An 18,402-nucleotide genomic window follows, 5' to 3' on the forward strand; every position below is an offset into this window, starting at 1 on the left:
AACCGGCGCTTCTGCAGACCATTGAATGACCAGGGGATGCCGACGCATCCCGATGTCTCGCGTGAGGAGTCATGTAGCTTGTCGAAGCTGGCAATAGGTGAATCGTCCTTGCTGTCTGCGGACCATGTTCGCGCCCTTCTGGAGTGGCTCCAGGAGGGATCTTCGGGAGCCGTTTTCCCTTTCCTCGCCTCTATGGCGGGCACCGCCCTTTCGCCGGGTGAAGCAGCCTCGGTACGGGTGCAGGACGTGACGCTCCCGGACGGGGAGTTCGGGGAGGTGTTGGTCCGTGCCGGCGAGCGCCGGACGGTGCCTGTCACCCCGGACATCGTGGGTGTGCTGAGGCGCTGGATCGACGAGGCGGGTCTGGAAGCTGAAGACCTGCTGTTCCCGGCCGAGCGGGGTGGGCCGTTGGCGTCCTCCGAATACAAGAAGGCGTGGAGGCAGGCTCGCCAAGCGGTGTTGAGCTCAAACGAGGTGCAGGAGGGTTTGGGGGAGCAGGTCTACAGCCTGCGTGACTCCTGCCTGGACCGGTGGCTTGAGGCGGGCGTTCCTGCGTGGGGTGTCGCCGCGTGGGCTGGCGTGAGTGCGAGCTGGATCGCACTGCGGTACCCGCACTGCTTCCGGCTGGAAGACATTGAACCTCTTCAACCTGACCCCGCAGGGATGAGGGTCCGGCCGTCGTTGACGGCCGATCGACCTGCGAGATCGCGCACGGCATAGCCTGCCTTTCGCGCCGGCCCGTCACCCGTCTGGTGGCCACTCTGAAAAGGCTCATTGAGATCGGCTGGGAGCACCTGGAAGAGATCCTGCGCCTGCCGGACATTCCCGAGCGGTAGTTTCCCCTCTCGCGCTCCGACTCACGATCCGAGCTCGAAGACCACGCGCCGAGCACATTTCGATCGTCGGCGGTCCACGCCGCACGCGACCGTGTCACATGGCTCGACCCACAGCGATCTGGTTCCCACTGCCCTACAGGGCCGAATGACCTGCGCCGTGGACTGCCGACAGCCCGGCTGAATCAATTCACCTGCTTGGCCTTTCCCCCTCTGTTTCCGAGGACCCGCGCATGCCTGCCCGTTTGCTGTCCATTCCCGCTGTCGCCGCCGCCCTGGACGTCGACCGCCGCACCGTTTACCGCTTCATCGCCGCCGGCGACCTCCCCGTCGTCGACCTGCGCACCGGGACGGAACGATCTCGCGTCCGTGTCCCTGCTGCCGGGCTTGAGGAGTTCATCGCCAGGAGATTGGTTGGTTCCCCGCGCCCCCGTCGGTGAATTCCCGCCCCCAGCCCAGACCTCACCGCTTCCGAATAAAGGAGTAGTACCGCGTACCTGCGCAAATTGAAGTCCGGCAAGTGGCAGGCGACCGTACGCAACCGGGCCGGAGACCGGTTCAGCGAGTCCTTCCCCCTCAAGGCCCAGGCGCGGGCCTGGGGCATCGAACTGGAGACCCAGTTCGCCCGCGGAGGCATGCGCGACCCGCGGGCCGGTGAGATCGCGTTCCGGGAGTGGCACGACCGGTGGTGGAACGCCCGAATCGTCGAACCCCACACGCTGCGGGGCGACGCGTCCAGCATCAAGAACCACGTCATGCCGTACTGGGCTGACTGGGAGATGCGGGCCATCACCCGCATGGACGTCCAGAGCTGGATACGCTCCCTGGTCGAGAAGGGCGCAGGCCCTGCCGCGATCAAGCGGGCCTACAACCTGACGTCGTCCATCATGCGCGCTGCTGTCGACGACGATGTGATCGCGGTGAGCCCGTGCCGCAGCATCGATCTGCCGCCCATCGCGATCAAACCGCCGCAGTGGTTCACGCCCGACCAGGCGCAGAGCATCCTCGACGGACTCGCCCCCGCCTGGCGGACGATGTGCCTGCTCGGCTTCTACACCGGACTGCGCTGGGGAGAGCTCTCCGGCCTGCACCGCCACCGCATCGACACACGCCGCTCCCGCCTGTTCGTCGTGGAGGTCAACACCAAGAGCGGCATCAAGGAGTACCCCAAGAGTTCCAAGAGCCGCCGGGAGGTCCCGCTCCCGCCTCACGTCCTCGCAGCTCTCGAACGCCACATCCACCGGCTCGACCGCGACGCAGTGGTCTTCACGACCATCACCAAGGGCCGCTCCGGGCGCCTCCTCGCCGACAGCAACTGGCGTCGGCAGATCTGGTGGCCTGCTGTCGAGGCTGCCTACCATTTCGGCGACGACGGCGAGTTGCAGCTCGTCCCGCACTACCCGCCGCACTCCATGCGCCATACCTGCGCTTCGTGGCTCGTCCAGAGGGGAGTCTCGCTCTACGAAGTTCAGCACCTTCTCGGCCACGAGAGCTTCCAGACCACACAGCGCTACGCCCACCTCCAGCCGGACGCCCATAAGGCTGTGCTGGGAGCCTGGGAACGCATGGAAACCCCGCTCACCATCGTCGCATGAACGTTCCTTTGCCCTGTCCTCCACGGACAGGGCAAAGGTGTTTCCCGTTTGGGCCGGCCGGGTCACGTTCGCGGGTCGGTTGACCAGTCGCCGGGAAGCGTCCAGCGGCCGTCTGCGTCGAACGGCCACGCGTAGGCGTACGCATCGATCTTCGCCAGCTCACGCAGCGCCTCCCGCCCGGCAGGCGGATCCACAGGAGGGCGTAAGGGCTCCCTCAAGGGGTCGAGTTGCACCGCGTATGCCTCAGCCCATTCCAGCCAGTCCGCCTCGTCCGTCGCGACCGGCGCCTCGCCTGCTCGGGCGCGGGCTGTCTGGCAGAAGTCGCGAATCTCTTCGGCCTGCCGCCAGGCCCGAATCTGCCCGGTAAGAATCGTCGCCCTGCTGCTCGATCTGCTGCTCGCGAGCCCGCGCGACGGCCGCGTACCAGCGGCGCCGTTGCTCGGCCTCACGCAGCTCCTTCTCCCGCTCACGGCGGTCGGCTTCCGCCACAAGGCGTTCGAGACGCTGCAGTAGATGTCCCAGCCGTGACTCCAATGTCCAGCGGGCGCCGTCGAGGTGAGTGCGACCAGCGTTGCTGCCGTATGGTGGCGGCCTCATCCTCGAGCCCGCCACACAGTACGGCTCGGAGCCGTCCCTGCACCTACAGGTCGGTGCCGCTGGCTTCCCTCAGGATTTCAATGCTCTCAAAGTCCTTCGGCTCGGAGCGTCGGTACTGGGGGTGGCCAAGGTCCATCTGAAGCGCGGCGTGGAGCGGGGCTGGGTATCGCGTCCGGTCTGACCAGGAGAGCGCCTGGTGACAAAGCCGTGCCGCGGCAACCGCGAGAGTCTCTCGGTCGTAGCCGTCCCGCGTGTGCATGGGGGTGATCTCCCTGGTGGTCATGCTGTACCACGGTGCGCTCAGTTCGTTCTCCTTGCGCTCGTCGGCATTCTTCGATGCCTTCCCCGGGTCGGCGCGCCAGCGGGTCTTCCACTGCCCGTGGCGCTTCTTGCCGTAGTTGCGGGGTTCGGTGAACAGGAACCAGGGGTGGCCTTCGGGCCGGGCTTCCGGGTAGTAGAGGTCGCTGGAGGTCTTGAGCGGGACGGTCTTGCCGTTCTTCTGCTTCTCGGTGACGGCGACCAGGCGGGGCATTTCCGCTTGCGCGCAGTTCATGCGGATGATGCTGACCGGATTCCAGGACGGGGGCAGTCCGCTTGCGGGGAGCCAAAGGCGCGGGTCGCCGGGATCTTTTCCGAGGCCCTGCTTGTTGTTGTGGAGGCCGGGCCATACACGGCGGCTGGCGTGACCGTCGATCATCAAGGCGTAGGGCAGCCCGTCGAGCTCGTCGTGGAGCTCTTGGAGGGCGGTGCGGACGTCTACGCCGGCCTGTGCCCAGCGCTGGATTTCGCCGTCGCCGTTTTCAGTGTGAAGAGGGTAGTTGGCGGCGTGGAAGTTGCTCTGTGCGAGGGCGTAGTGCTCCCACTGCGGGTGGATGTTGCTCCAGCCGATCATGCGCCACGGGCCCCCGGGTTCAGGGGAGGGGGTGATCACGCTGGCGGTGATGATCCTTTTGGGCTGGCCCTTGTACTTGCGGTCCGTGGCCTGTTTGCGGATGTGGATGCCGCAGAAGGCCATGCGGGGCAGCGGGTAGGGGTCGTCGTCGGGGTAGAGAGCACGCTCGAAGCGGTCGTCCACGACCCCGCACGAACGGTAGAGGTCCAGCAGACCCATGTAGACGCGGTGATCCTCGTAGGTTTTCGCGGGCCTCTTGATGATGGTGAAGGTCTTGGTGAACGGGTCGTACTCGCGGCCGACGAGGAATTGGGACGGCACTGCAGCCTTGGCGAGCTCCCGGACGACTTGGTGCTTGGCGTCGTTCTCCGCCAGGGCGGTCTTCACTTCGGCGGGCTTCATGCCCTCGTGTTCCTCGCCGCGCACCGGGATCTCTGTTTCACACCAGGCGGCGAGGAGGACGCCGGGTTCTGCGAAGGTGCCGACGATCCTTTGGGCGTCAGTGGCGCGCTGAGTGCCGGGGCCGTGCTCCAGCAGGGCTTCGGCGTTGCAGAAGACAGCTTCGATGCCGTCTGCGAGCGGGAAGGACTTCTTTCCGTCAGGGTCCGGATCGATGCCCTCCGGGTCCATCCCGTAGGGGTGGGCGAGACCGTGGATCATCCGCGTGAGGGTCGCGTCGCGGTACCACAGGCACAGGATGCGGAGTTTCTTGTATCCGGCCGCTTCGATGGAACGGCGAATACCCTCCGGGGAGGGCTTGCCGATGAGATCGACGTATTCGCCATCCTGCTTCTTCTGTTTCTTCTCTTTCTCCTGGGCGGCAGTGGCGGGCTCGTGGGAACGCTTACCGAAGACATTCCCCTTCGACTTCAGATCGAGCAGGGAGACGGCGTCACCGAAGACTCGCTGGATGTGTTCCCGCAGCAGGGAGAGATGGTGGATGCCGGCGCCGGTACCGACAGCGAAGGAGTCCGTCTTCGGCATGGTCGGCCTGATCGCGCCAGGAGGAGGAGTCAGGATGTCGATCCTCTTGCCATTTTCGTCCCTGGCGTTCAGGCGGCTGCGCTCACCGGCGACGCGTTCCTCGATGGCGTTGAGCGATGACCGGTCGGCGTCCATCTTCGCCAGGATTTCCAGCGCATGCTTGTTCGTCTGCCGCAGACCGCGCCCATCCAGGGACACAGACATGATCGGCCGGTCTGTTCCCTGGTCCACGAGAACGGTGCTGGCGTGGATCACCGTGTTGTTGATGCGCCGGATGTGAGCGTCAAGATTCAGGACGGGGTTCGGCTCGGCCGTGTAGGTGGCCATCTTCACCGACAGGCGGGACAGCGCGTACTGGACTTGACTGCGGGTGGGGTTCTCGGGACGGGCCTTGAGCGCTTCGGCGAGGTCGACCGGGTGGGCGAGGGTGGCGAAGACCGGGCCGATGGGCTGTTCCCAGGCGATCAGGTCACCGTTGCTGATGGGCCGGTACTGCACGGCCGCGACGTTGTCGGAGGGCTGCCAGCCGACGGTCCTGTGTTTCACCTGGCCGTTCGTCGCCTCGTACGCCTCACGGACCGGCTCGACCTCCCGGTCGAGGAAGGGCTTTGCCGCCAGCTTCTTGGCGATGTGCCACTTCACCGCCTCATAGGCCCAGCTGTCCGGACTGGCGGGCTTGCCGTCTTCCTCCTGGAGGATGTTCTTAGCCAGGCTTCGGCGCTCAGGAGCGACGTCCGCGACCAGTCGGGCCAAGGTGGGTGGATCCATGAAGGGGATCTCATCCAGAGGAATCCGGCGGACGATGCCTTCCAGGTAAGTGAAGACCGTCCTGAGGGCGTCGGGCTCCACGGGGTTGAGCGTCACCATGAAGGCCAGGTACTTGTCCAGGTAGACGTAGCCATCCGTGATCTGCTGGAGCACGGTGACAGCGATGGAATAGGGGACCAGGAAGGGGTCGGATTCCTGGACATCCTTGATCCATTTCGCGTTCTTTGAGGCCGTGCTCCCCAAATCCCGCCAGGCCGTGCGGATGGGCGAGTGGTAGTCGCCGAAGTCCCAGACCAGGGCGGTCATGCCGTCCAGGAGCTCGGGGGTGCACCGGATCGATGTGGTGTGCGCGGTGAGATCCCGCTGCGTGTTGCTTCGCCCCATGAGCGGGGGTACCTCGTCTCTCGGTCTCTCCGTTTGGGAGAGGATGCGGTCCGTCTCCGCCGCGGCAAGGCGGCGACGGGCGTGGTCAGTTCAGAGCGTCTCGCGGTCGAGCCCTGCATAGGTCAGGAATGCCTGAAGCGCTTGACCGTAGAGCTCATTCATGATGTCGCGCTGTTTCGGAGTCCAGTCGCGGTAAATCTGTTCGATGATCGTGGCCAGGTCGGAGCTGAACTTCTTGTCGTGGATGGAGTGGTCCACGATGTGGAGGGTCATGTCGGTCTCGCCCCGCCGGGCACGGCCGGCGAGCTGGATGAGCAGGACGAGCATTCCTGCGACGAGTTCCTTGCGCAGGTCGTGGTCCATGTTGGAGAACCGGGCCGGGGAGCGAAGGATCTTGGTGAGTTGCTTCCAGGAGGCTTCGCCTGCTGCGCGCAGGACGGCCAAGGGCTCGTCGCTGCCGCCGGCGGGAAGGGTGTTGTAACCGGCGGCGTTGACGCTTGCGTGCAGCCAGTCGGTGTCCTCGATGCTCAGGACAGGCCGGACGCACAGATAGATGTCGCGGACTGCCGAGCGCGTTCCGACGACGATGTTCAGGCCCCGGCCGATGACGGCGAGGGGGGCGATAAGGATCTCTCCGCGGTCGGGGAACTCCTTGAGCTCTTCGCGGACCATCCGGTCCACGTGGGCAGGTAGGTGCTCCTCGTAGTTCTGTTTCTCCGGCTTCTTCACCAGCAGGCAGATCCGGTGGTTCAGCCCGTCGGCCTGTGCCACCCCGGAGGCGAGGTAGGCGGCCTGCTCATAGGAGTTGACGGCGAGGATGACGCGGGCCCGTTCCGGTTCGTGCTTCTCCAGGCGGGCCAGGCGCTTGGCGAGCTGCTGCTCGTACAGGCCCCGGCCGAGATCGCGCAGTGCGTTGGGCTTCAGCTCTGGCGGGAGACCCCCGATCCTCATGGCATCCCCGCTGCTGCCCCGTACAGGCGTGGCGAGGGTGACGATGGACTCCGGACGGGTGTCGGGGAGCCACCAGCGGACCGGGGCATGGATGTGTTCCTGTACGGCCTGTGGTAGGTAGGCGGTGGCGGACAGGCCCATGACGGGACGCTGCACGCCGGCCGCCAGCAGGGCGGTGAGGCCGCCGAGTTCGCTGACGAAGGTGTGCGGATCGCCGCCGAAGGAACGTGACAGGAGTTCCGCTTCCTGCTCCTTTTTGTCCATGCCCTTGACCTGGTAGCCGTGGATGGAGCGGCCCAGCATGGCCAGGGGGTAGAGGGTGGCGACCGTGCTGCTGCGCATGCTTTCAAGGATCTTGCGGACCGATCCCAGGTCGAGATAGCGCAGGGTCTGGGCCTGCATGCGCAGCTCGTCCAGCGCGCTGTCGAGTTCCCGTAGCACGGTGCGGGTGATCAACAGGTTCACCACGGCGGCCTGCTGATGCGCATCGGGCACGAGCTCACGCAGGAGCGTGCGCATCGCGTCGCGAGTGTCGGTGAGGTGGTCCTGGCCGCGCTGCGCGGTGAGGATCGTCAGGGCTGTTTGGATGGCGTCCCAGTCGGCTCCGTCGGGAAGCTTGGCCTCCTCATCCGGTCCGGCCGCGTACCAGCGGGCGGGCATGATCTCGTCGAGGAAGGCGAACAGCTCGGGCGGAACGTCGTCGGCCGCGGTTTGGTGGGGGAACAGGAGCTGAAGGATTTCACGGTCCCTCGAGCGGGCCAGGCGCCAGCCGGTGTTGTCGCGGCTGGCCCCGTCAGGGCTGTCCGCCTCGTTGCCCGGGTTCAGCCTGAGCCCGCTGCCTGAGCAGAGCCACAGCAGCAGCATCTCGGCCATGAGCCGCGCATGGCTGACCGGCGCTGCAAGGGCCATCTCATGGACGACGGGCAGGTTCCTGGCGTCCGAGTCGATCTCCCGCAACGCGGTCGTCCGTTTCCGGGAAGCCAGAGTGAGCTCCGAGGTACAGCGGCTGATGGCCGCCGTCTGGAAGGCATCGATCTCATCGATCACCAGCGCATCGCAGGCGCGCAGCGTCATCTCCAGCACGCTCATGCCCCTGGTGCCACGTGCCTTGCCGCGGAACTCCTGCCCGTCCAGGACGACACCGATGCGTGTGCGGCCTTCCAGGAGGTTGGCGTGGTTGGTGACGATCACGGCCGCGTCGGTGGCCCGGTAGAACTGCTGGAACTTGCCGCACACCGGGGCGAAGGAGCAGGTGAGCCGGGTGGAGCCGGTGGCCGGAGAGGTCAGCGAGGTGCAGTTCTCCTCCCCGTACGGATACAGGGTGGGCGGGTCCATCAACGCCCGCTGCGCGCAGCCGGCCGACAGTAGCGCGATGTCGGTCCTGGCGCGCCGGTCCCATTCGTCGATCTGGGTGGAGGTACCCAGGGCGGCGTAGTCCATGGCCCGCCGGTGCATGCTCGACGGGGACATCAGCGGAGTGCAGTGAGCGGGCTCGGCTAGGTGCTTGTTCTTGTGCAGATAGGCCAGGTCGTTGTTGATGTCCCAGGCCATGTCCAGGGTGGCGCGGACATCGGTGACGGCGAGGGCGATTCGCCGGTCGTTGAGCGCTGCCCAGGACGCCATGACCCGTACGAGTACCGTTTTGCCGCTTCCCGTGGGGGCGTTGAGGACCTGCAGGTCTCCGGACGTCAGGTCCAGTTCGGTCAGCTCGCCGTCGGTCGTCTTCATTGCCTTGAAGAAGCGCTTGAGCACCTTGTGCAGGTAGGCGAGGCTCTTGTCCTGGCCGCTAAGGATCTTGGCGACATCCAGGAGTTGGTTCACTGTCGGCGCGACCCGGTCGCGCTGCGGGCGGGTGTGCACCTGCGGGAGCACCTCGTGGCCGGGCGCTTCAAGGAAGCCGGGAGTCGCCTGGATATGGATCTCTCTACTGGTCGTGCCGTGCTCTTGGCCCAGGTAGGCCGTCCTCGTCTTGAGGGTTCCTGGGCCCGCGAACGCCTGTGCCTTGGGGCGCTTGCCGAAGGTGAAGAACGGCCCGGTGACGCGTTGTGCGTATCCGAGGAAATCCCCTCCCACCCTGGGAATCACCGCCTCGGCCAGCTGTGGGTCTCCGGCCGGCAGCCGCAGCGAACCTCCCGACCTGTCCGCGAGGTCGGGATCGGGGGCCAGGGTGCCTAGGAGCGCGAGGACGGCGGCCCTGAGTTTCTTCGCATCCGTCCATTCGGGAGCCATCAAGGCCATCACCTGACGGATCAGGTTCCGCTCGGCCACTGGCAAGCTCGCCCAATCCGACCATGCCTGCGGCTTGCGGTGGGCGAAGAACGTGGCTTCTTCGAAGCCGGCCAGGATGCGCCCCTCGTCGTCCTTGCGGGGAAAGTAGTGCGCGGCCAGAGCGAGTGCTCCAGCCAGGCCGGCTTCCTTACCCGTCATCTCCCCGCTCACGCCCTGCCCTCCTTGATCTGCGTGATGACCATCTCGAGGTAGTCCGTCGCGGTCATCGCCGCCTTCATCCTGTATGTGCGGCACACCGCGTGGAGCTGGGCCACCTGGTCCTGGCGATGGTCGGGCACTACCAGGTACTCGGCGCCGCCCTTATCGCCGCCGTCCATATGAAGTTTGCTGACCAGGTGATTCGGCCAGGTGTAGTCCTTGAAGTCAGCAGGAAAGTGCGGCTGTTCGCTTCCTTCGCGGGTGATCCACAGGTCACACTGGTCCCCGTTGGGCCACAGATGTGATGTCCAGGCGGTTCCCTGCAGGGCCGCCGCGGCGGCTCGGTGCAGGGCCAGTTCGGGTAGGCCAGGGATGACGGTGTAGCGCCACACCGGCCGTACCAGCGCCATGTACTCTGCGGCCGGCTTGGCCTGCGGCACGTGCGGTACGGCCCCGGTCCATAGGCGTGCGAACCGGCCGGACGGGACCCGGCATTCGAACGTCGGACTCAGTTCGGGGGCCGACTTCTTCCGGGCGGTCACGACGAACTCGTACGACGCGCCCGTCTCCTCGTGCCAGGGGTACAGACACCGCACCCTGCCCCTTGTGCGCGCGCCGGTGCGGGCAGCTGTCACCTTCATCGGCCACTTGCAGGCCGGGCAGGGCCACCACCAGCCGTTGAACTGCGCGTACTGGGCGATCGGCTTGTAGAAGTCGTTCGCCCGGGAGGGCAGCTTGAGCTCCGTGAGACTGCCCGTCGGCACCGTCGGGTTCTCAACCAGAGTGGTGCGGTGCCTCTGGTAGAAGGAGCCCTTGATCGCGCTGAAGACGGCTTCCTGGCTGTACTCGTCATCCAGCTTCGGTTTCGTTACCTGCCCGGTGAACTTCCCGACCTTCTGCGCGGCCCGCAGGACGCGCTGGGCTTCGTGCCGGAAGTCGAACCCGTCCTCCGTGGCAACGCCCTCGCTGTCCATGAGCCGCACGCCAGCGAGAGCCTCGCTGTCGATCCAGTCGGGCAGCAGCCCTTCCAGGGAGCCAGCCCGGTCGCCAGTGAGCCTGCCCATCAGTTCGTCGAACAGGATCAGGTGCCCCGGGCCGCATGCCGCCATCAGGATGCCGTGGGCCTCCATGAGGCGGTCCAGGCGTCTCGGCCCGTCCAGTCCCTCGCCGACCATCGCGTGCTCGCACACGGCGAACGCCTTGACGATTTCCAGCAGTGCGTGAGTCTGCTGAATGTCCGTTGTGTCGTCAGCTTGCATCACGTGCCGGACCATACGGCAGGCCACTGACAATGGGCCCTGGGAATCCCGAGGGGAGTTCAGCCAGAGCTCTCGTCGAGGCCCTCGGTGTCGATGCCGGGATACAGGCCGCGGTAGGCGTCGAGGTGGTCGGCGATGTGGCTTCGCCCGGAGTCGGTAAGGAACCACCGGTACGGTCCGTGAGTCACTCCGTCGGGGTGCCGCAACACGATGAAGCCCCGGCTCGGGGTCCGTCCATCAGGGCTTTGCCCCACCGCCAGGTAATGCGGCCCACGCCCGGCGAGGCTGCCGTCCACCCCCTGCGCTCCGGCGCGCGCGACCCGGACCATGATCTTCCAGAGCCACAACGACAGCAGCGGCGCAGGTGGTCCTGCTTCCCGGGGAGCCCCGAGGGCCGCACGGGCCACCGCTCGCCCGTGCCGGGTCATCTCCACCCGGGTACGGGGGATATCCCCCAGACCGTCGACATACAGCCGGTCCCGGTACACGACGATCAGGCCACGCCGCTCCAAAGCGGCCACCGACGATCCAGCTCCTGGGTCATGTACCCCCGCTGCGCGCAGCCCCTCCTGAATGCGGGTGTACCCGACTACATCAGACGAGGCGGAGACCGCCAACGTCATGCGCCGCCATTCGGCTGCCGGTCGCTGTTCCGCTCCCACCAAGCGGGCCATCCGCTGTTCTTCCTCTACCTCCTGGTCGTGACGGAAGATGCACGTCAGATAGGTACGTTGCCGCTCGTTGAGGGCCCTCCATACAGCCATCGACTCCTCGGAAGGCTGACGGGGACGTCGGACGGGAAGCACTGGGAGAGGGTCCTCCGGGCGGCTGCGGCGCCAGGCATCCATCACCACCCGGTCGGGGACTCTATAGACCTGGGCGATCATGTGCGCCACTCTCCCCAGGGTCTCGGGAGATCCCCACATCCAGCCGCGCACACGTCTGCCGCGTTCAAGATCGCGGATCTTCTCGGCGCTGATATGCAGACCGTGTGCACCACGCTTGCGTCGTAGAGCTGAGGCGGCCTCTTCCGTGCTCAAGCCAGCATCACGACGCAAGTCGGCCAGGCTCTCGGTACCCGGTTCGCGCCCTGTCAGATCCTGCGCACCACACCGCAGAACCTCTAGCAATCGGCCGAAAGCTCGGTCACCAACAGTCCGTGTTCCCGCTTCCCAGTGGCGTACAGCACGTGGCGTAACCCCTACAGCCTCGGCGAGCTGTTCCACGCTCATGTCTCTGAACAATCGTTGGCGTTGCAGGGCCTGGGGACGGAGGGACTGTGCCATACCGGAAGCAAAACGTAGTGAACAGTTCACTGCAACTGTTCACGGCGCGGATCTCGATCCCCGCTGAGGTGGTTGCGGGCATCTACTGTCCAGGGCATGGGGCCATGGCTGGTCGCCCCTCAGGAGGCACGCGGTCCGTGCCTCTCGGTGGCAGGGTGCGAAGGAGCCGAGCATCGGTTTGGCCGCAAGCCGCGTAGGAGTGTCAGAGTGCCCTGAGCGCTCCAGCGGGGGGTGCCGCTCCGTGCTGGAGTCGCTCCAGGCTCCAACAGCCGTCTGGATCGGCCGCATACCCGCTTTGAACTGCGATTATGACGGCTCCCGTTTCGTGCGATATCTGTCTGGCGCTCGGTCCCCGACCGCGACCGCCGAGCGGATCGCGGACGCACCCCGGACTGACCCGCTCAGCAAGACGGTCTCAGTGCCCCACCCGACCACGGTGATGCGGCTGCTCAGCCGTCTCGAACGGCGACGCCCTCGATGCCGCGGTCTGCGCGTTCCTCTGGTCTAGGGACGACTCCCGCCGGGCCGGGACACGGTCGAGGGTCGTGGCGGTGGACGGGAAGATCCTGCACGGATCCCGCGTTCCCGGCCGCAAGTCCGTGTGGCTCCTGGCCGCCGTGAGCCACGCGGGCACCGTCCTTGGGCACCGGCAGATCGCGGACAAGAGCAACGAGACCCCCTTCCTTCGTTTCGCCCCGGTCCAGCCACTCGACTCCGGAACTTGATCAGGCTCTGTGGCCTCGGCTCATTTTGGCCGGGGTTGAAAGTCAGGATCAGAGCACGTACGAGAAGCGCAGTGCCCCGCCCTCCTCGCGGTAGCGTCCCCGACCGCGCTTCCCGTAGGGGTTGGGGAGCATCTGGACGGCCACCTTGTGAGGAGTGAGGGCGTGGGTGACCACCAGAAGGCGCCAACGGTCGTTGCCCGCGTGCTGGCGGGCCGCGCGGACCTCGCTCTCTCCCAACTCGAAGCGGCCTCCTTCGCCGACAGTGGCCTTCACCTCGTAGAGGTAGGGCCGGCTGCCGGAGCCTACCCGGAAGTCGAAACCGAGACTGTCGTCACCAGACGGACCGGGGAAGGCTTTACGGCGGTTACCCGAGACCCAGCTGGTCTCGTCCACGTGGTCCGGGTAGTGCACGCACAGCCATTGGTACGCGTACCACTCGCCCACGTACCCGATGGCCTCCCGCTGGACCGTGGTCAGCCCGCTGTCCGTGCCCCCTCCGTACCGCCACCCGCGTGTGCGACTGCCGGCCGGGGTGTGTCCGGGCCGAGGGCGAGGGTCCGTGAAGCGGAGCGGTCCCACGACGGCGATCCCCGGCGCCGAACCGCTCTGTAGGACTCGGGCGAGTTCGCGGGTGAGGGCGGTGAAGTCACCGGAGTGGACGTCGAAGTCGCGGCCGCCGACGGAGATCGACCGCCGCTTGCGCTCACGTTCCCGGCGTTCGTGTTTCGCCGCATTGCGCACCCGGTCCAGGGCGGCCCCGGACAATCCGTGCTGTGCGGGATCTGTCGCCACGGCCATTCCGTCGGGCCACTGGCCGATGGTCACCAGCCAGCTAGCGACGTCGGTGGGGGAGAGGGGGCGGAAGTCCAGCGCTCCCACAGAGTCCAGCCGCGCGGTGACCTCCTCGGCGGGCTCGGCTGCGGTGAAGGCGGCGGGCAAGGAGTGACCGGCTGCTCTGATCAGGATCGCGAGGTCGGCAGCCAGGCCGGTGATTGTGCGGAGGTTCGCGCTGCGCACCTGGTCGAGGGCGGGCAGACGTTCGCCCGACCGGGGCAACGGTACCGGGCGGCCCAGGCGCAGTGACAGCCGCTCCTCCAGGTATGCCTCCAGTATCCCTGCGTCGGCCGTATCCACGGTGTGCGCCCATGCCTCCGGTGCGGTGATCCAGTCCAGGGTCCGGGTTGAAGGCCAGTCCGGGATCGGACGGTGCGAGTCGAAGTCCTCCAGCACCGCCCAGCGCAGCCGGTTGACGAACTCCTTCTTACGCAGGTCCAGGTAGGTACGGAGTGCCTCCTCGTGCTCAGCGGCGTGGCTGATCGGACCCAGGGGCGGGCTCATCGTGCGCAGGGTGTCGTTCAGCTCGGCGAATCCGATGCCCAGGTCGCGCCGCAGTTCGTCCGTACCGCGGGTCGCGCGTGCCCTGACGATGAACTCGGATACGAGGCACGGGAGTTCGTCGGCGTATTCTTCAAGGCGAGCCTGGAACTCCCGGGTGTCGCCTGGCGGCGGCAGGAACAACGACTCCGCCGCCTCCGAACCAAGTAGGTGGACGAGAAAGGGCCGGCATCGTTCGAGGACCACGCCGATGGCCCCGTCGATTCGGCGACGCGTCTCCTCGACCTGGTGGACCGTGACTTCCAGGGCATCGGCGAGCTCCTCCTGGCTCGGGTCGCGTAGATCGGCGTGAAGGGAGGCGAGCTGGTGGGCCGCGAGGCGCAGCCGGTCGCCGAACTCCCGTCGTCCCAACAGCTCGGCGAGTGCCACCACGACGCGGGTGATCTCGGGCCAGCCCGCTTCGCCCGCCGGGGCGAGGACGAGCGGATGCTTCGGATCGGGCAGCGGCAGCACTCCGCCGAGGCGGCCCGGCAACGTCACGGGGCGGCCGTCGAGTTCGATGTCCCAGGAGTGGTAACGGTGCAGTCGTACGCTCCTGACCAGGGAAACCAACTCGCTCAGCTCGGCCTCGCTCGCCCGGGGGCCGCGCGCCAAGTGGTCGGAGAGGACGCCCACGGCCAGCGTGAGCCAGGGCAACTGCTGGACCAGTGGCTCTCCCATGGCCGCAGGGTCCACCCGTGTTCCGTCCACGGTTACCGTGAACATCAGGTCGTCTGTATGCCGGACGCTGGAGGGGTGTTCGGTCGCCAGCAGCTCGACGGCCTTCGCCGAGACACCGGGAAGGGTGAGCAGGGGCCGCCCCATCTCCCGCACCAGAAGGGCTGTCAGGCCGTCGCGTTCGCCGCTGACGTAGAGCACAGTCCCGGCATCACCAGTGCCATCGCTTTCCCCGCCGTCCAGGGCGGACAGCGGTACGCTGATCAGTCGGTCCTCGGACTCGGCGAGCATACTGGCACCCTTGGGTAGTGCAGGAAGGGGCCGCCGTACGAGGTCCCTCCAGGCACGTTCGTTGGCGCGCTGCGCGGCGGGCCGGTCCTCGGCCCCCAACGCGCCCTCCGCGGCAAGCTGCCCCAACGCGGCGATGAGGCGGGCGCTGTCTCGCGGGTCGTCCCAGGTCGGCAGCCGCATCTCCCTCAGGCGGTCGCCCGCCTTCCCGCGTTCAAGAAGGTGGCGCAGCCGATGATCGACAGTCGGCGCGTACGATGGCTCTTCCTCCAGCCCGGGCGGGCAGCGCCAGGCGTCGGCCGGCCGGACGAACCGGACGGCCCGGTCGCGGCCCCGGACCGGGAGCCACGGCTGCTCCCGGACGAAGGCGCCGAGCGGGGTCGGGACCCGTTCCGTATCCGGGGAACTCTGGCTGCCGGCACTGGTCCAGACGCTGGTGAACCTAGCGTCGTCCCAGCTGGCCAGGCCGTGCAAAACGAGCCGTGCGTACGCCAGCCGGGCCTCCTGGCCGAGGCGTCCGACGACGTCCTGGCCGGGGAGCCGCCAGGCCGGGGTTCCCCGGTACGGCGTCCGAGGGTAGTAGGCACTGGACCAGTTGCGGACGTACGGCTCCCACTGCTCCTGCACCTCGGCAGACACCTTCGCCATGCGGATCAGTTGCCGAGCGGTGAGCTCCCGGCCTTGATCTACCCGGCTCAAGGCGTCGCGAGACCTGACCGGGAGCAGACCGTCGGCCACCCCCGCCTCCAACAGGAACGCCCACCACTCCGCAGGGGTAGTCTCGCCCCGCTTGGCGAACTCCTCGGGCACGGCCAGGAGGCGTCCGGCGATTGCCTTGAGGCTCTTCGACACGTCCTGCCCGGCGGCGACCACCGCCGCCAGGTCCTCACCGACGGACGCGCGGCCCCAGCCCCGGCCGAAGACGGCGTCGCTCGCTCTGATCAGTCGGCCGTCCGTCGACGGTACGTACAGTCCGAGCGAGGAGATCTCCGTCCCGCCCAACGAGCGCCTGGGCTGCCACAACCGGAAGACGAACCGCAGGGTTTGGAGTCGCAGTCTGCGATCGGTGCTCGCGCTGAGAGCCTGCCGTACGTGGTCCAGCAGCCCCCTCGTGTCGTACGGCCGGACGAGCCCCTCCTGTTCGAGGAAGGCGCGGGCGGCCCGCCCGCGCGTACGCTCGCCGCGGTCCTTCCAGACCAGCCCCGGGTGCAGGGATAACAACCGCTTGCTGAGCAGGGCGGGGACGGACGGGGCGCCGGTCTCGTTCGCCTCCGTACGCACCGGCTGGAAGAACGCCTCGCGGCGGGCACCCTGACCGCTCGGCTTGCCCTGTACACGTGTACTTATGCCCGCACCCGCCCTTTCGAGGGGGCGGTTGGTGGGCCGCAGGGTGCAGTCCTCCGCGAGCAGCAACTGCTTGCCGTGCAGAACGTGCCCATCGTCCTCAAAGAGGGCAGCCAAGTCCTCGTACAGCGCGCTCCACTGCTCGAGGGACTCACCGGACAGGGGGAGGGGAAGGCCCCCGACGATCCGTTCCACGTACTCGGCAAGGATCTCCGGGCTCGGCTCCCACGGGCACGCGAGGGTCTTGCACAGGGTGGCCAGCCGCTTCAGCCGGTCGCCGCCGATCTCGGGGTCCGCCACCACGATCTCAGACTCGTGCGCGCGGTGCGCCGTGAGGACGGTCAGGTTGAGGTCCGGCCACAAGACCGCGTCCTGGGGTGGGGCCCAGCCCGCCTCCGGCGGGGCGCCGTCCGCGGAGAGGACGGGCACGAGCGGCACGTCGGTGAGCTCGCTCCCGTACACGCGCAGAGCCGCCGCGCGGAGGCGCCTCGCCGAACCCCTCTCACTCTCCCAGCTCACCAGGTCCACGGCCAGCTGCCGCATGGACGGCTCGGGCACGGTACGCAGTACCGCAGCGGCCGCCAGACAAGTCTCGGCGACCGCGTCAAGCAGCAACACATTGAGGGGGTTGTCGGCGGGAAACCCGGTGCGGTCGAACGTGGTGAAGAACGGGGCGTTCACGTGCCCCGGGAACGGCGCGGCCTGGTCCTCAGCCATCGGCAGGAAGGTGTAGATCTGCCCGCGTCGCGGGCGGCGGGCAGCGGGCAGCGGGAGCGCGACCTCTACGACGGCCGACCGCTTCCACTCCTGCCACGTGTCGTCGAGGAGCCCGCAACCCACGGCCTCGGCTAGCGCGCTGTTCAGCCGTTCCTTCTCCACGGTGCCCCGGAATACGAGAAAGGTGCCGGCCGACCCCAGGTCCACAGTCGCACAGGAGACGGGGAGTTCGGGCCCGGTGCCGTTCTGCGCCACCGCGAAGCCGTCCTCGGAGCGGGTCAGCTCATACCGCTCGTGTGCCTCTCGGCGGTCGTCCAACTCGCCCGCCTCGCCACCAGCAGCCCGTCGTTCCAGCGTCAGGCCAGCGAGCCGGTCGAGGAACAGCATGACGGGTACTTTCGACCCCGCGAGCTCGCGCATCCGCAGCCGTACCTCGGCCCGGGCGGCCTCGCTCAGCAAGGGCAGCCGGACGACGGTTACGTACCCCTGGGCGGCCAGATGCCGACAGGTCGCGGGTACATCGTCAAGCGGCAGGGGCGCCTGGAGTGGCGGATACTTGGAGGCCGCCTCGTGAGCATTCTCCTCACCGGCGAGGAATTCCTCCACGTCGACCTTCTGCGCGAAGCGGAAACAGTATCCGTCCAATTCCGGGCCGAGCGGGCTGTCCGGGTCTGCGCTGTAGATCTCGGGCGCGTCGCTGATTAGCAGGATGCTGCGGAATCCGACCCCCTTGTTCCCGATGCCCTCGCCCACCTCCTTCGAGCTCTGCGCGAGCTCGCAGACCCGCTCGACGTCCCGCCAGGTGAAAGGCATGCCGCCGTTGGCGACGTACAAGGTCCCCCACTCGCCCTCCGTCTCATCCAGTAGGACGTGGACCCGTCCGCCGCGGCGGTCCCTCGGATGCGCGTCGTAGCCGTTCTGCAGCAACTCGAAGAGCGAGCGGCCGGCGTACTCCCGCGCGCTCGTGTACGACGCTGCGTTGACTTGCCGTGCCATGCGCAGCACTTGCTCCGACCGGGCCCCCTCCAGCACCGACAGGCCGTACTCCCGCAACTGCTTGGCCCGGGCGTTCCTCGCCATGGTTCTCCCCTCACCTCAGCGTGGCGAGGACGGTATCCCACCTCACTGACATCGGACGGGCGCGGGGAGCTACCGAGTGGAGCATGGCTCGGCGCTGAACTTTTGATGTGGTTCGTCGTGGTGTGAGGAGAGGACGGCGCGGCGCGGGGAGACCGGCTTGGGGAACGAGCTGGTCCAGAGCCAACGGGACACGTTCCAGGCATGCCATTCTTGCGTGTAC

General features: G+C 67.3%; 10 protein-coding genes and 1 pseudogene. 4 read left to right on the forward strand and 7 right to left on the reverse strand.

The features are described 5' to 3' along the window. Positions 1-36: 36 nt before the first annotated feature. The 3 genes from ACGFNN_RS21545 to ACGFNN_RS21555 all read left to right on the forward strand — a co-directional run bounded on the left by ACGFNN_RS21545 (position 37) and on the right by ACGFNN_RS21555 (position 2,428). A complete protein-coding gene (locus ACGFNN_RS21545; RefSeq protein WP_393558002.1) occupies positions 37-720 on the forward strand; it encodes a tyrosine-type recombinase/integrase in 684 nt (227 codons plus the stop codon). A gap of 346 nt (positions 721-1,066) precedes the next feature. Then, positions 1,067-1,273 (forward strand): helix-turn-helix domain-containing protein, encoded by a 207-nt coding sequence (locus ACGFNN_RS21550; protein ID WP_154821627.1) that lies wholly within the window; start codon positions 1,067-1,069, stop codon positions 1,271-1,273. Positions 1,274-1,339: 66 nt separating this feature from the next. Further along, complete coding sequence (locus ACGFNN_RS21555; RefSeq protein ID WP_393558005.1) at positions 1,340-2,428, forward strand: tyrosine-type recombinase/integrase; 1,089 nt, start codon at positions 1,340-1,342, stop codon at positions 2,426-2,428. Between the two features lie 62 nt (positions 2,429-2,490). Here the strand turns inward: ACGFNN_RS21555 and ACGFNN_RS21560 are convergent, their stop codons facing one another. From ACGFNN_RS21560 to ACGFNN_RS21585, 6 genes and pseudogenes are all read right to left on the reverse strand, one after another. Further along, positions 2,491-2,877, reverse strand: coding sequence for a hypothetical protein (locus ACGFNN_RS21560; RefSeq protein ID WP_393558007.1), 387 nt, complete (start codon positions 2,875-2,877; stop codon positions 2,491-2,493). A 191-nt stretch (positions 2,878-3,068) separates the two neighbouring features. Continuing rightward, positions 3,069-6,053: an RNaseH domain-containing protein gene (locus ACGFNN_RS21565; RefSeq protein ID WP_393558009.1), complete on the reverse strand. Its 2,985-nt coding sequence runs from the start codon at positions 6,051-6,053 to the stop codon at positions 3,069-3,071. Positions 6,054-6,143: 90 nt separating this feature from the next. Then, positions 6,144-9,443: a hypothetical protein gene (locus tag ACGFNN_RS21570; RefSeq protein WP_393558010.1), complete on the reverse strand. Its 3,300-nt coding sequence runs from the start codon at positions 9,441-9,443 to the stop codon at positions 6,144-6,146. Continuing rightward, a complete protein-coding gene (locus ACGFNN_RS21575) occupies positions 9,440-10,690 on the reverse strand; it encodes a hypothetical protein (RefSeq protein WP_393558442.1) in 1,251 nt (416 codons plus the stop codon). Before ACGFNN_RS21575 ends, ACGFNN_RS21570 begins: the two co-directional genes overlap by 4 nt. A gap of 59 nt (positions 10,691-10,749) precedes the next feature. Continuing rightward, the gene (locus ACGFNN_RS21580; protein WP_393558466.1) at positions 10,750-11,577 is read right to left on the reverse strand and encodes a hypothetical protein; all 828 of its coding nucleotides are present in this window, start codon (positions 11,575-11,577) and stop codon (positions 10,750-10,752) included. A gap of 222 nt (positions 11,578-11,799) precedes the next feature. Beyond that, positions 11,800-11,976: pseudogene (locus ACGFNN_RS21585) on the reverse strand (helix-turn-helix domain-containing protein); the annotation flags it as partial. 551 nt (positions 11,977-12,527) lie between these two features. On the opposite strand from ACGFNN_RS21585, the gene ACGFNN_RS21590 reads away from it, so the two are divergent. Continuing rightward, positions 12,528-12,701, forward strand: coding sequence for a hypothetical protein (locus ACGFNN_RS21590; RefSeq protein ID WP_393558012.1), 174 nt, complete (start codon positions 12,528-12,530; stop codon positions 12,699-12,701). Between the two features lie 48 nt (positions 12,702-12,749). Here the strand turns inward: ACGFNN_RS21590 and ACGFNN_RS21595 are convergent, their stop codons facing one another. Further along, positions 12,750-18,182: a sacsin N-terminal ATP-binding-like domain-containing protein gene (locus ACGFNN_RS21595; protein WP_393558014.1), complete on the reverse strand. Its 5,433-nt coding sequence runs from the start codon at positions 18,180-18,182 to the stop codon at positions 12,750-12,752. Between the last annotated feature and the right edge of the window lie 220 nt (positions 18,183-18,402).

The sequence above is a fragment of the Streptomyces sp. NPDC048590 genome, from assembly GCF_043199535.1.
GTDB lineage: Bacteria > Actinomycetota > Actinomycetes > Streptomycetales > Streptomycetaceae > Streptomyces.